The sequence below is a fragment of the Neorhodopirellula pilleata genome (genome assembly GCF_007859915.1).
GTDB classification, from domain to species: domain Bacteria; phylum Planctomycetota; class Planctomycetia; order Pirellulales; family Pirellulaceae; genus Rhodopirellula; species Rhodopirellula pilleata.
The window spans coordinates 442,461-455,891 of record NZ_SJPM01000001.1; the positions used below are offsets into that span (position 1 = coordinate 442,461).

General features: G+C 56.5%; 10 protein-coding genes. 2 read left to right on the forward strand and 8 right to left on the reverse strand.

Annotated features, from left to right (window positions below; genetic code table 11):
- Nucleotides 1–27 precede the first annotated feature (27 nt).
- The 6 genes from Pla100_RS01320 to Pla100_RS01345 form a co-directional block, all read right to left on the reverse strand.
- Complete coding sequence (locus tag Pla100_RS01320; protein WP_146575888.1) at nt 28–1,491, reverse strand: sulfatase; 1,464 nt, start codon at nt 1,489–1,491, stop codon at nt 28–30.
- Nucleotides 1,492–1,509: 18 nt separating this feature from the next.
- Entirely contained in the window at nt 1,510–3,033 is a 1,524-nt protein-coding gene (locus Pla100_RS01325; protein WP_146575889.1) for a FecR domain-containing protein, read from the reverse strand.
- Complete coding sequence (locus Pla100_RS01330) at nt 3,030–3,539, reverse strand: sigma-70 family RNA polymerase sigma factor (protein WP_197167622.1); 510 nt, start codon at nt 3,537–3,539, stop codon at nt 3,030–3,032. Before Pla100_RS01330 ends, Pla100_RS01325 begins: the two co-directional genes overlap by 4 nt.
- A gap of 13 nt (nt 3,540–3,552) precedes the next feature.
- Entirely contained in the window at nt 3,553–4,812 is a 1,260-nt protein-coding gene (locus tag Pla100_RS01335; RefSeq protein WP_146575891.1) for a DUF1559 domain-containing protein, read from the reverse strand.
- 465 nt (nt 4,813–5,277) lie between these two features.
- Nucleotides 5,278–6,252 (reverse strand): NAD-dependent epimerase/dehydratase family protein, encoded by a 975-nt coding sequence (locus tag Pla100_RS01340; protein ID WP_146575892.1) that lies wholly within the window; start codon nt 6,250–6,252, stop codon nt 5,278–5,280.
- A gap of 1 nt (nt 6,253) precedes the next feature.
- Nucleotides 6,254–7,513 (reverse strand): TCR/Tet family MFS transporter, encoded by a 1,260-nt coding sequence (locus Pla100_RS01345; protein WP_146575893.1) that lies wholly within the window; start codon nt 7,511–7,513, stop codon nt 6,254–6,256.
- A 764-nt stretch (nt 7,514–8,277) separates the two neighbouring features.
- Between Pla100_RS01345 and ccsA the strand changes: the two genes are divergently transcribed.
- Together ccsA and hemA are read left to right on the forward strand one after the other, a co-directional pair.
- A complete protein-coding gene (ccsA, locus tag Pla100_RS01355; RefSeq protein ID WP_146575894.1) occupies nt 8,278–9,231 on the forward strand; it encodes a cytochrome c biogenesis protein CcsA in 954 nt (317 codons plus the stop codon).
- The gene (hemA, locus tag Pla100_RS01360) at nt 9,228–10,565 is read left to right on the forward strand and encodes a glutamyl-tRNA reductase (RefSeq protein WP_146575895.1); all 1,338 of its coding nucleotides are present in this window, start codon (nt 9,228–9,230) and stop codon (nt 10,563–10,565) included. The genes ccsA and hemA overlap by 4 nt, the downstream gene beginning before the upstream one ends.
- Before the next feature lie 122 nt (nt 10,566–10,687).
- Here the strand turns inward: hemA and Pla100_RS01365 are convergent, their stop codons facing one another.
- The gene (locus tag Pla100_RS01365; protein WP_146575896.1) at nt 10,688–11,638 is read right to left on the reverse strand and encodes a hypothetical protein; all 951 of its coding nucleotides are present in this window, start codon (nt 11,636–11,638) and stop codon (nt 10,688–10,690) included.
- 233 nt (nt 11,639–11,871) lie between these two features.
- A complete protein-coding gene (locus Pla100_RS01370) occupies nt 11,872–13,278 on the reverse strand; it encodes a GIY-YIG nuclease family protein (protein WP_146575897.1) in 1,407 nt (468 codons plus the stop codon).
- Nucleotides 13,279–13,431: the final 153 nt, after the last annotated feature.

Consider the following 13,431-nt stretch of genomic DNA (forward strand, 5'->3'; position numbering starts at 1 on the left):
TCTTTTCAAAACATGGTGGAGGTTGATTCATTTTTGATTCGAATTCGACGACATCAGTCGTTCGCAGCCTTGGGCGTCGGCTTTCATGTGTTGCCCGAGTTTGCTAATGATCTCGTCGTATCGAGGATCCTCGGCGAGATTTTGAGTTTCCTGCGGATCGATCTGATAGTCGTACAATTCCGAAGCGACATTCTTTCCAGCTCTGTTAAGCCAGAGCGTGTAACGGTATCGCTGAGTTCGATAGGAATAGCCGAGCGCACCCTTTGATTTGAACACCGTCATCGCGCCGTCACGCACCGATTCATCCGAACCACGAATGATGGGCAGTAAACTTCGTCCGTTGATCGAATCGGGAACGGGTAGACCGGCAAGCTCGCAGAGCGTCGGAAACATATCATCCAACTCGACCGGAGCGTTCGAGCGTTTCGTAACGGATCCATGGCGTGGTCGAACGATCAGCGGCACACGAGTGGCGTGTTCCAAAGTCGTGTGCTTGCCCCACAAGCTATGATCGCCGAGGTGGAACCCATGGTCCCCCCAAAGGATGATCGTCGTATTCTCAAATAATCCTAGGCGCCGCAGTTCGTCGAGCAATCGTCCGACCTGGGCATCGATAAACGAAACACACGCGTAGTATCCATGAATCAGTTCTTGTTGTAGTTCGGTCGAAATCGGACCGGCCTTCGGAACGCCTTCGTAGCCGCGCAGTTCAGGATTATCATGCAGCGTGTAGCTGCTATCGTTCTTGATGCCACCGCGATGGGACGCAAACTGAAATTGGTCACGATCGTAAAGGTCCCAATACTTTTTCGGCGCGACGAAGGGTAGGTGGGGCTTCTTGAATCCGACGGCAAGGAAGAACGGCTTTTCAGATCGGCTGAGTTGCCGCATGAGTTCGATTCCGTTAGCGGCGATTTGGCCATCGGTTAACTCGCCGTCGGCGATCTCCGGCGCCAATACGACCTGCTTGACATCACCATACTGGATGGACGAGTGGCTCGGGGAAACGAATGGAACTGACCAAGAGAGCGTATCGAGCGATCGCTTATTGTCCACACATCGCGGGTCATAAATTTTGCCGGTCCCGGCACTGGAGTAACCGTGGTTTTTGAAATGCTGTGCCAATGTCAACACATTCGGATCCTTGGCCCGCATGTTCGTTTTCAGGTCCATGACGCCGACCGCTTCGGGGCGTAAGCCGGTCATTAAGCTAGCCCGGCTGCCACCACAAACGGGCCATTGGCAATGAGCGTTAACGAACACGGTTCCCTGTTTGGCAATCTCATCGATTGACGGCGTGATCGCAGTCGGATCGCCATAACAACCGAGAACTGGTTTCAGGTCGTCGACCGCGATAAATAACACGTTCGGCTTGGGGGACCTAGCGCGGGCGATGGTACACGAGACGCCTTCGGTAACGACTAATACGCAAATGAGAATCAAGCCGGACGCAAGACGCGCGAACGTTAGATCGTTCCGAGGAGAAAGCATGATCGGCCTTAATATCGTTTACTCGTGCGTCGTAGCAGATTCGACTAGGATTCGAAACTGATCAATGAAGTCTTCTTGCTCCGCCGCCTCTCGTCCGTGAACATGCAACCGAAACGTTAGCGTCATGCGGTCTTCACTGATCGTGAGCATGTCAGCGAAATCAGGCTGATGCTCGATGGTGTCTTCCAAGCCGGTGCGTTTGTCGCCCGGGTATACCGTTTCGGGGCAACGAAAGGCGTCCGGCATTTTTCCCGGTTCCGCTGACACGATCGCCTGGATCGGTCGCTTGAACTTTAGGGTACCCGCAGCGATCACCGATTGATCGGTACGTCGGACCGCTTTAGGCACTGCGAGATGAACGAAGAAAGTGTTCACGCGGACTCCGGTCGGCAATTCATCCTCATTGGATTCCAAAGTCGTCGGCTTCCCCGGTTCGGCGAAGGTAACCGGAAGTGGTTCGATCAATTCGATCGAGTCTTGCTCGGCAAAGACGACCGCTCGGCCGACATCCACCAACTCGCTGTCGATACGTCGAACCGATCGGGGCGGTGAAACCCGCAATTCGATATCCCCCGCGACACGAGGCATGTCATTCAGCTCGGTAATTGATTTCGCGAAATGCCGACGGGTGGCTCTCATCCGTTTCCATTCGTTGCCGGCCCGAGCCACCATGACCGCTTCGCCGGCATCGAGCATTTGCTTCTTGGAGGTACCTTTCAGGATGGTCTGCGCTTTGCCTTCGAAAACATGGACTTCCATGCCGCGTTCTTCGCTAACGAAGATACCGATTCGCGTTCCGCGATCGACGACGGTCGCTTGCGGTGTCGTGACTCGAAAACCGGTGGCCGTGGGTGGAACGTACAGACTCAACGAACCAGCTAGCAGTGTCGCTTGCATTGCGTTATCAAGAGCGAACACGGATGGGGCCTGAACGAGCAATTCGGCCTTGTTCTCATATCGCAATCGAACCGCGCCACTGACCAGTGAATACGACCCGGCGACCATCGCGTCATCATCGTCGAACGATTGTTTGTCCTCCCAAACCGCCTGATGGACTTCGACGATGCTCGCGAGTACTTCCTCGTTGCCCGGACGATAAAAACTCGCCAACGCGAACAAAAGGAGAGCGGCAATCGAGGTTGCTGCCACGATGATCTTGTACGGTTGAATGCGTTCTCGAGCGATAGGGTCTTGATTCCGATCGGATCGTTCGACAGTCGTGACCAGCTCGCGGGCTTGTTGAGCAACCAGGAATTGGTTATCGATCTCGGACGGAATCCAGTCGTCGGCCCAATTGAACCTACTGGTGTCGTCGCCGTCGTCGGGTGAATCAAGTGTTGAATCCGTTGCCGCATCGATTTCCATTCGCGCGACCTGTTCAAGGCCAGAGCACAACGTCATGAATCGCCGATACGCTTTCAAGGCTGCCGAGTCGCTAAGAAGCTTGGCTTCAAGTTCGGCTAATTCGTCCGCAGAAATCGTTTCGTCTCGGACTTTGCCGAACAACACGAACAGCTCTTTGGAACTATTTTGATCCTTCATGGAGTCGCCCCTGAGATCTCGTTTTGCACACACTTCATGAGACTCACATACAGCGAATTGATCAGTCGGCTCATTCGGGTATCGGTATATCCGATCTCCTTGGCCAATTGACGCGCCGTCGTGCCAGGACGATGACGTCGAATCAATAATTCGCGATGCGAATCCTTCAGTTTGCCCAAGCAACATTGCAGGGCCTCGAGGGAGTCTTCACTCTCGCTGTCCGACTGAGCTGCGGCTGTCATCGCGTCAACCAACTCAGATGAAAAACAGAGTTTTTGTCGCTTTTGCTTATCGATATACTTCATCACGCGATTGCGGGTGATTCCGAACACCCAACCATCGATCGACTGCGACGAATCAAAGCGGTGTGAGTTCTCGATCGCAATGACGGCCACTTCCTGCAAGATGTCATCAACGTCCGATGGATTGAACACCATTGACCGAATGAAAGCACGGAGCTTGGGTTGAGAAAGCGCGAAATAGCGGGCAACGTCGGAGCTTGTCATATCAATAACCGTTCTAGAAATCTTCGCTGATGACTTCCTTGCTGGCACGTGTGCCAAGCGATCCCCACAGACCATAACTGCTTTGCGAACCCGCGACGGCGAAACCCGTCCCTTGGAAGTGAACCGGCGTTTGATTTTGATTGCCTGATTCGATCGAGTCGGTAACAAACTTAACCGCGCCATCGCTCATCAAGACGTGACACCCACCTTGGTGACGGCTACTGGGCGGCAAAAATCCGGTGCCGTGTCGGGAATTGAAACCCATGACGGCGGCACCTCCGCCGGTCGTGTCGTCTTCGGCAGCCGCACTGGTGCAGACGGGGCTATTGGGCGGCAAAATCGTGTTCATTACGGTGAAGACAGGAAACCCAGAGGCCCACCGATAACCACGTGCGTTCGGCGTGCCGGTCGTTGTGGCGCCGGGTGACCAAAACTGCGGCCGAGCCGCATTAATCCCTGCGTGCCGCGAACAGCCCGTGGGCAGCACGTTGGCCGGCGTGGTTAAGTCCAAATCGATTGCCGGCAGCGTTCGCGTGTCACGATCGCCGAGGTCGGTTGTGATTTCGCCCATGATCAAAGTGTTGGCAAGGCCATCTAGGATGTCTCGAAAACGTTTGATCTCTCGCGGAACAAACGCTCCCCGCATCGACGCGCTTGTTTGCTGCGCGAGTCCCGAGGGATGGTTCAATCCTGCATCGGTACCTCCCGCAGTACCACGATAGGGGCTATCACCCAAGCAAGCGGCATAATTCGTCCGTCCATGACTGGGCAACCCCACGCCGGGATCACTCGGACAACGCAGTGTCGGAAGTTCGGTATGCCACGGACCATATCGATCAGGATCGCCACTGGTCAGACCATTGTTACGCGGCGCCGGTCCCATCGCCGGATAGATGATCGGCGTCCCGCCTTGGCTGGCCGTGCTGAACGGATTTGAGATTTGTTCCCAAATCGCTTGCTGCTCGATAAACGGCGTCAGGCCCACCAACATGCTGAGGCTCTCGCGGTTCGACGCCGCCCCTCCACCGCTCCAGTCCGCACCGACGCCGGACGTTCCGCCTTGATGAATCGGCAGCTGCTTGTAAGCGCTATGATAATTGTGAATCCCGAGACCGAGTTGTTTGAAGTTGTTACTGCAACTCATTCGCCGTGCGGCTTCTCGGGCGGCCTGAACGGCGGGCAACAGTAAGCCAACGAGAACGCCGATGATGGCGATGACGACGAGAAGCTCCACCAAAGTGAAGCCGAAACGGGATTTCCGGAAGACTGACATTGTTTGATCTTGATGGAAAAGGACGGCATCGATGACAAAGTGAAGAAAGGTCACACGCGTTACTTCCCCGACAAGAACTCGTGTTTGCGGAAAAAACACAAATAAAGAAATCTTTGATCTCGCGATTCTTAGAACCAATGGACCAGGAATTCCGCAAAACACTTAAGGTGGCTATGCCGCAAACATATGAACCCGACGCGCAAGCGAGTGGAGTCGCTTCCCTCGCTCGGCGGCGAGTTGATTGAATCGTTTAACGGCAAGCCGCAGGCGACAGAGTTTGAAAACGCAGACGCCTGCGGCTTGCCGTTAAACGAAAACGCATAATCGTGCACTAAATCAACAGCCCGCTAGCGTCGGGCGTTGAGCAATGCCCGTGGGTAGCGCCGTCGGCTAACTTCACTAACCCTAATTTGGGGGTTTGACGAAGCACTGGTGCGTTTAGCCCAAGAGCTTCTGTTTGGGTGCTTAAAGCGTTTTCAAACCGTCTTCGAGCGTGACCGTGGGCCGGTAGCCGAGACGCTCTTTCGCGGCGGTGATGTCAAAGTAATGATCTTTGGCCAGTTGAGCGGCGACGAAACGGGTCATCGGCGGTTCCTCTTTGCGGCCGGTGACTCGATAGATCGTTTCGCATACGGTTCCAATCGTATGCGCAGCCCGAAACGAGATCGAACGCGTCGGCGGTGACACCTCAAACCGGTCACACAGCCGCGCGATCCATTGCCAACAATTCACCGGTTCGTCTTGAGCAATGAAGTACGCGCGACCGGCCGCGTCATCCGGATCGGACGCTAATTGATCGACCGCCGCCACATGAGCGGCGGCAGCATTGATGACGTGAACGGTGTCGATCACGTTTTCTCCATCGCCGATGACACGCAACTTGCCCGACCGTGCTCGATCGAGCACGCGTGGCAACAAGTGCGGGTCGCCGTTGCCCCAGATCAAATGAGGGCGCAGCGAAACGGTGCGCAATCCTTGGGGCTGATCGGCGGCTAAAATTTCTTGTTCGGCGATCGCTTTGGTGTGGGGGTAGTGACACATCCAACGGGTCGGATAGCTAACTGATTCGTCCACACCGCTTTGATGATTCCCGTCGAACGTGACGCTCGGGCTGCTTGTGTAGACGAGGCTTCGGACACCCGCCTCGCGACATGCCGCAAGCACGTTTCGGCTTGCGATGACATTGTTTTGAAAAAAATGTTTCCACGGCCCCCAAACGCCAGCGACGGCTGCGGTGTGGATCACCGAGTCGACGTCGTCGATCGTTCGTTGCACGTAATGCGGATCGGTCAGATCGCCTCGGTGATGCGACATGCCTTGTCGAACCAGATCGGGAGTCTCACGGCGGGACAAACCCACGACTTCGTCGCCCCGGTGCAGTAATTGGCGAATGATCTCGGAACCTAAGAATCCACTGCAACCGGTTACCAGGACTCGCATCTCAACCTTCCTTGACCGCCCGCGGGTGGCGCCGCAAAACGACGACGAGCGCCGACAGCGATAGCATCAAAAGGAACGATCCAAACACAAACGGTGCACCGGCGAAGGGCTCGCCGAAATACTTGAACGACACTCGCTCGGACGTGAAATAACTGAACAAGCCGGTCGTGAAAATCAACGGCGCGGCGATGTTCGTCAGACTGATCAGCGATGTCAGTGAGCCTTGAATGCGTCCTTGCTCGGTAGGGTCTACCGTTCCCGTCACGAGACTTTGGATCGCCGGGCCGGCCAACCCCGAAAGACTTCCCACGACAATGATGCAAGGAATCATCCAACCGGCCGTCGCCAATCCGTACCCCAGGAACGACAACACCGAAACCGCCGTTGCAAAGATCGCGATGTTGCGTTCGCCGAACCGACGGATGGTCGGACGAACCAGCCCTCCTTGCACGATCATGGCCATCAGCCCGACCAAGGCGAGGATCATTCCGTTGGTAAACTCGTTCCAACCGAATCGAAACTCCATCGACAGGATCCAGACGTTCTCAAGCCCGCGCTGCGCCAAGGAACTGAATACGAATGCGACGGCGAGACCGGCCACCATGGGATATTTCCGCAATCGTCGGACGGAGCCGAGCGGATTGATCGATTGCAATTGAAAGGCACTGCGTTTTTCCGGTGGCAATGACTCGGGCAAAATGAAATAGCCGTACAACCAATTGACCAGCGACAAACAGGCGGCCGCAAAAAACGGCCACCGCAGATTGAAGTCCCCGAGAAAACCACCCAGGGCGGGGCCGATGATGAACCCGAGGCCGAACGTCACGCCCACCAAACCGAAATTCCGAGCACGGTTTTCGTCCGTCGAAATGTCGGCGATGTACGCGTTGCACGTCGAAATGCTCGCCCCCATGATTCCCGCGATCAAGCGGGCCAAGAACAACCATGCGATCGTCGGGGCCAGCGCCGTGATGATGAAGTCGATCCCGAGGCCGAACAATGACGCCAGCAGCACCGGTCGGCGACCGAACCGGTCCGACAATGCTCCGAGGATCGGGGCAAAGAAAAATTGCATTAGCGAGTAGGATGCGGCGATCACGCCGAAATACCACCCGGCCAGAGATTCATCGCCGCCGACAAATTCTTTTACCAGCGCCGGCAAAACTGGAACAATGATCCCGATCGCCAAAATATCGATCAACAGCGTCAACAAAATAAAGGCCATCGCGGCGCTGCGTCGCTGGTGCGGTGGCGTATTCAAGACGGTTTGACTTTGTGAGGCGGGCAAATAGGAGGGGACCGATTCGAGTGGACAAGTTAGATGCCCGGACCGCTCTCGTCCAGACAAGCGGGTTGTTGATTTAGAGCATTACGGAATTCTTGTGAGCCGATGGCGCTAGCCACGGGCTGTTCAAAATTTGGTATTGCGACATTTTTGTTCTCCGCAACTTCCTGTCACCTCTCCCAGCGAAGCTGGGGGAGGTCGGATCGAGCGAAGCAAGATCCGGGAGGGGGCATCCCCAGGGCAAACCAAGCCGATTCAATCAAATAACGCCCGTGCCCCCTCCCTCGCGGACTCCTGAACGTCGTCGCTCGACCTCCCCCAAACTGCGTTCGGGAGAGGTGGCTGGCGGACAAGAAACTGCTGAGAGATAAAGTAAAAACAACGAGTCAACACCGAATTTTGAACAGCCCAGCGCTAGCGGGCTGTTGATTTAGTGGTATCGCGACCCCTTTTCGTTTAACGGCAAGCCGTAGGCGTCAATTGGAGGCATCGCCGACGCCTTCGGCTTGCCGTTAAACGACTAAATCAACAGACCGCTAGCCACGGCCTCGAAGTGTGAGCCGATGGCGCTAGCCACGGGCTTCGAAGTGTGAGCCGATGGCGCCTAGCCACGGGCCTCGAAGGGCAGAGAACATGCACAAACGCCCGCGGCTAGTGCCATCGGCTCACTCAATCAACAGCCCGCAGGGGCGGTCCGACTTTCCGTTCCGAAAAATCGAGGTAGCGTGTAAGATGGGGCGATGATTGAGTTCCTTCAGCAAATTTCCGTCACTTGCTTCACCACCAGCTACGCCGTCGTGCTGGTGATCGAGCTGCTCCGCGTCGCCGGTCGGATGCCCGGTCGCGGCTTGGCGGGGTTGATCATGATGGCGGTGGGTATTTTCACGCACGTCACTTACTTAATGCTGCAGGCGACCAGTCCGGCCGGCTATTCGGTCGATCTCCCCGCCGAAATCGGACGTTTGGCGACCTGGACGGATTGGTCGCTGATGGTCGCCTTGGGTTTGGCGATCGCGTATTTCGTGCTGTACCTGCGTCGGCCCGATACGATCGTCGGTTTTTTTTTCTTGCCGACGATTCTAGGAATGATCGCGTTGGCGATGTCGGTCCGGCACCTGCCCGCATTCAACCGGGGCGAAGCGGTCGAATTTTGGCGAAACGTTCACGCGATTTCGATGGTCGTCGGATCGGCGGCGGTCCTTTTTGGATTCTTGGCCGGGGCCATGTACATGGTCCAATCGGCCCGGTTGAAACGCAAACGGGCCGGTTCAGCTTTGAGATTACCGACGCTCGAGACGCTCCAAAAACTCAACCGTCAATGCCTCGTCGTCAGTACGGTCGCCGTGGGCGTCGGTTTGATTTCGGGCGTCGTGATGAACCTGAATCGTTGGGGCGAAATACCTTGGACGAATCAAGGCATCATGTTGTCGGCAGTCTTGTTCGTGTGGCTCGCCTCGGCAACGGTCGTTGAGTTTGCCTACGCTCCAGCAAGCCACGGTCGCAAGGTCGCGTATTTGACTCTGGCCAGCTTCGGGTTCTTGGTTCTCGCGATGATCGGTGTGCTATCGACTTCCCACGGCAGCACCTCGGTCGAACCGACGAACGAGCCGGCTACGGTTCAACCGCCCCCGAACGAATCGGCCGCGAACCGACCGGCAATCCATCATCAGTCGCTTCTGCGGAGTCCTTCATGACTCTGCAGATGATCGGGTGCAGCCATCACGACACGGCCGTCGAGATCCGCGAACAGCTTTCCTTTTCCAATGAACACACTCAGTGGGCGCTCGCTCAGTTCGGCGAACGGTTTGAGGGTGCCGAGCTGGTCGTACTGTCGACGTGCAACCGTGTCGAACTATATGCCGCCGGAGGCGTCTTCGGTGTGGGAATCGGCGCGGTGGCGCAGGCGACCGGCGACGGGTCGGGAGGCCTGTCGGGCGAGAAAGCGAGACTCGCATTGAGCCGTTTCGTTAGCGAGTGTTTGGGAAAACCGCACGACTTGGTTCAAGAGCACATGACGATCCGCCAAGGCCGTGATGCGGTCGATCATCTGTTTCTCGTCGCTGCTAGTCTCGACAGTATGGTCGTCGGCGAAGCTCAAATCCTGTCGCAAGTGAAGCAGGCTTACGATCTTGCCAATGCCGCCAACGCGACCGGGCCGATCACCCACGCGGCGTTTCAAGCTTCCAATCGGGCCGCCAAACGCGTGCAAACCGAAACGACGATCCACCGACGGCGGCTCAGCGTACCCAGCGTCGCGATCGGCGAAGTCGTTCCGGAGGTGTTCGATACACTCCGTGGTAAACGCGTCGTGTTGTGTGGTGCCGGCGAAATGGCCGAAGAAACCTTGCGTTATTTGCAAGCGGGTGGCAGCGACAACCTTTGCATCGTTAACCGTGGGCTGGAACGCGCTCACGCGTTGGCTCAACAGTTCGACGTCGAGATCCAACCGTTGACGGCGTTGCCGGAGCAGATCGTTCAAGCGGACCTTTTGATCGGGACGACGTCGTCGGAACATCCGCTCGTCGACGCCGAAACGTTCGCGCGGTTGAACGCCCGCCGCAGCGGTCGGACAATGTTGGTTTTGGATTTGGCCGTCCCGCGAGATTTTGATCCGGTCATCGGTGATCTACCGGACGTGTTCTTGTACCAGATCGACGATCTGCGAGCGGCGTGCGACCGCAACCGTCGCGAACGCGAAAAACAATGGCCCAAAGCCAAAAAGATTCTCGACGAAGAAGTCGAACGGTTTTTCGAATCGTTGCAACAACGGGCGACCGGTCCGGTCATCGCGCAACTTCGACGACGCGCCGAAGAAGTCAAGACGGCCGAGCTACAACGTTTGCTCGGCAAACTTAATGGCGCGACCGATCCGGCGGTTACCAAGGAGATTGAAAAGTCATTCGATCGGTTGACCAATAAGTTGTTGCATCCACCGATGGCGTCTCTCCGCGACGACGCCGCAGCGGGTCATTCCCGAGGATTGCTCGAGGCGCTGCGACATCTGTTTAACCTCGGCGACGAAGGCTAGGCGATAGGGCTTTACTTCCACGCGTCACCTCTTCAAAACGGTGAGCGAGGGATTCCTCGCTCTTAATCGACTACGATGAATCCCTCGCTCACGCGTCGGGTTACGATTAAACCAACAGCCCGCTAAGGTTCCGGCTTCTTATAGTAACGACTTAGGTCGAATTCCTGACGCTGTTCTTGCTCCATGAGCTTGATTCGGGATTCCAATCGTTCCATCCGACGCAGTAGCGCCGGGATCGTATCCCGATCGGTCTTGGGTTTGACCGGTCGTGGAACCTTGGGGTAACCCAAGTGACGTTGCATGGCACCGAACAGATAGACCGGATCCTTACGACGGTTCGCTAGCGCGATACTGCCTTCCTTCTCGCCGAACAAGAACGGTCCCTTGCCGGTCGATTCGAGTCGCTGGGCGATCAGCCGTCGTCGATACTCTTCGCTCGCCAAAAAAATCAGATCGGCGATGTCAACCAAGCCAACCTCATCACGCAGACGATTCAGCCAATTCGACCATGCGTCGTCATAAACAGGATCAGCGGCCATCGCTTTCATTCCAGTCGGATAGCCGAGACGGTTTCGAGAAATGCATTCGAACTGAAAGAAAAAGAAGCCGCTGCGTCCGCGTTGCCGGAGTGATTCTTCACTCGCGGGCGCACCAACGCGAGCAGTCGTTAATGAACCGTCTGGCGATGATGACATCCCGGGGATCTCTTGTGCCGCATTCGATGCCTGTGCTTCCAATCCGGCGGTGTAGTTGGTCCGGATCTGTGCGTCCGCGTGGAGGATCTGCAACGCAACATCGATCGAGAATCGGCCCGTTTCTTTTTCGGACTCTTCGACCAAGAAGGTTTGAAAAGGAGCGAAGTAGTGCGACAACTTCGCCATCGCTCGGCCCATCAAACCGGAATGCTTCAGCTCGGTCAGCATGAAGTCGATCGCCATCGGCAGACGAGTCGTCGCCAGCAACTCATGTTGAAGTTGCTTCAGCAATTCCTGCATCGGTGTCTGTTCAGCGATGCGTTCACGCAGCAGACCGAATAGATAAGCCTGTTCAACGTATTCGGCGTGGGAGAGCATGGAGATTGGAGATTGAAGATTGAAGATTGAAGATTGAAGATTGAAGATTGAAGATTGAAGAGTGAAGAGTGAAGAGTGAAGAGTGAAGAGTGAAGAGTGAAGAGTGAAGAGTGAAGAGTGAAGAGTGAAGAGTAGGCTGGGTCGCAGCCGCTTCGGCGGAGACCCGGCAACCACTCACCACTCACCACTCACCACTCGCCACTCGCCACTCGCCACTCGCCACTCGCTACTCGCTACTCGCTACTCGCTACTCTCGACAAATGTCGGTACTTTCGGCCGGCGGAATCGGGGGCGAACGTTTGTTTGAGCTCTTGGCGATGCTTGCGGAACCAGGAGGCGACGACGGAAATCGTGTGGGGGTGTTCGCTGGCGAAGGTGGTTTGTCGCGGGCCCAGTTGGCCGCCCCAGATTTGGAGAAGCGGTTTGAGTTCGCGGTAGTCTTGCGGTCCCGTCGGGGCTGCGGCCACATCGACGACCTCACCACGACGAATCAAATACCAGATCGACCGACCATCATAACCTTTGGCTGCGTAGACGAACGAATAAGTTTGCCGGGCGTCAGCCAAATGGGTTAACTTTCGCAGCGCGTAATTGAGCGATTTGAGCGTATCGCGAGCCCGTCCGGCTAGTTCGTATTGCTGATTCGCGGAGGCGAGCTGCATTGTCTCTTGGGTCGCGATCAGCGGCTCATCGTTAAACCCGTCGATGAAACTTTGGGCGGCGTTGACCCGTTCGAGATATTCGGCTCGGGTACAAGCCGCTGCGCAGGGCCCCAGGCACGTCCCGATTTCCAATCGCAGGCATCCTGGACGCGGTTGCAGGTCAAACAACGACATCTGTTCGGAGTACTGAAACACGGTTTTCTGGCTGCAATCACGCAGCCGAAAAGTCTTATTGAGTGCATCGACGACGCGGCTCATGCGGGCAACGCCGTAGAACGGACCTTCCACGGCGACGCAATCCGTTGTCGGTGGCGACGAAGCGACAAAAAAAGTTTCGGCCGGTTTGCGTCCCAAGCACAAATAAACCGGTCGCTGTCGTTGTGGGACCCCCTGAACGTTGAATCGAGGCGTCCACCGACGGATCAGGTCGAGTTCGCGAAGTTGGGCGGCGAAGTCGCTCGGTTGCGTTTCCCACTGGATCGCACGAGTGTGCTCGATGATCCGCCCCGCTTTTTCTCGCTGGGACGAGTCGCTGAAATAGCTCATCAGTCGATGACGCAACGAGCGGCTCTTACCCACATAGATCAACTCGCCGGTGCGATCGAACATGCCATAGACCCCAGGCACGGGTGGGCAAAGCGAATTGACTTGGTCATGCAATTCACGGCGACGGACTCCCCCAACGATCTCGCTCGGGCGGGCCGTGTTGGAGGCCGGGGTGCCGGCCACCCGATCGACATCGACGGACGTTTGATAAGGATCAAACGGATTGGCACCGAACCCGCCTCCGGCACAGGGATTGACCTTCTTAATCCGTTTCGTTGACTTGGCACCGGCCGGACGCACCGTAAGCACGGCGTTTGAACCAATCCGATACCCGGGCGTCGCTTCGCCGACAGCCCCGTCCGAATCCGCGAGACGAGCGAACAGGGGAGCCTCCGGTGGCGGGGCCTTCCTCGAACGTGTTCGTTTGATCATCCGTGAACTTTCCCTTCCTGAGACATCGAAGTCGGCCGATGCGATCCCGCCCGATCAGCCGACGTTCTCGCTTTTCCAGCGACGGCTGATTCAACGAGCCGTCTATGGCACTGCAGACGCGACCAGTATGTCGCACATGTCGCAGCTTACCAA

What these genes read in the sequence shown, in the direction of transcription:
- Pla100_RS01320 (WP_146575888.1), bottom strand. Translation starts at nt 1,491, where the DNA reads ATGCTTTCTCCTCGGAACGATCTAACGTTCGCGCGTCTTGCGTCCGGC.
- Pla100_RS01325 (WP_146575889.1), bottom strand. Translation starts at nt 3,033, where the DNA reads ATGAAGGATCAAAATAGTTCCAAAGAGCTGTTCGTGTTGTTCGGCAAA.
- Pla100_RS01330 (WP_197167622.1), bottom strand. Translation starts at nt 3,539, where the DNA reads ATGACAAGCTCCGACGTTGCCCGCTATTTCGCGCTTTCTCAACCCAAG.
- Pla100_RS01335 (WP_146575891.1), bottom strand. Translation starts at nt 4,812, where the DNA reads ATGTCAGTCTTCCGGAAATCCCGTTTCGGCTTCACTTTGGTGGAGCTT.
- Pla100_RS01340 (WP_146575892.1), bottom strand. Translation starts at nt 6,252, where the DNA reads ATGCGAGTCCTGGTAACCGGTTGCAGTGGATTCTTAGGTTCCGAGATC.
- ccsA (WP_146575894.1), top strand. Translation starts at nt 8,278, where the DNA reads ATGATTGAGTTCCTTCAGCAAATTTCCGTCACTTGCTTCACCACCAGC.
- hemA (WP_146575895.1), top strand. Translation starts at nt 9,228, where the DNA reads ATGACTCTGCAGATGATCGGGTGCAGCCATCACGACACGGCCGTCGAG.
- Pla100_RS01365 (WP_146575896.1), bottom strand. Translation starts at nt 11,638, where the DNA reads ATGCTCTCCCACGCCGAATACGTTGAACAGGCTTATCTATTCGGTCTG.
- Pla100_RS01370 (WP_146575897.1), bottom strand. Translation starts at nt 13,278, where the DNA reads ATGATCAAACGAACACGTTCGAGGAAGGCCCCGCCACCGGAGGCTCCC.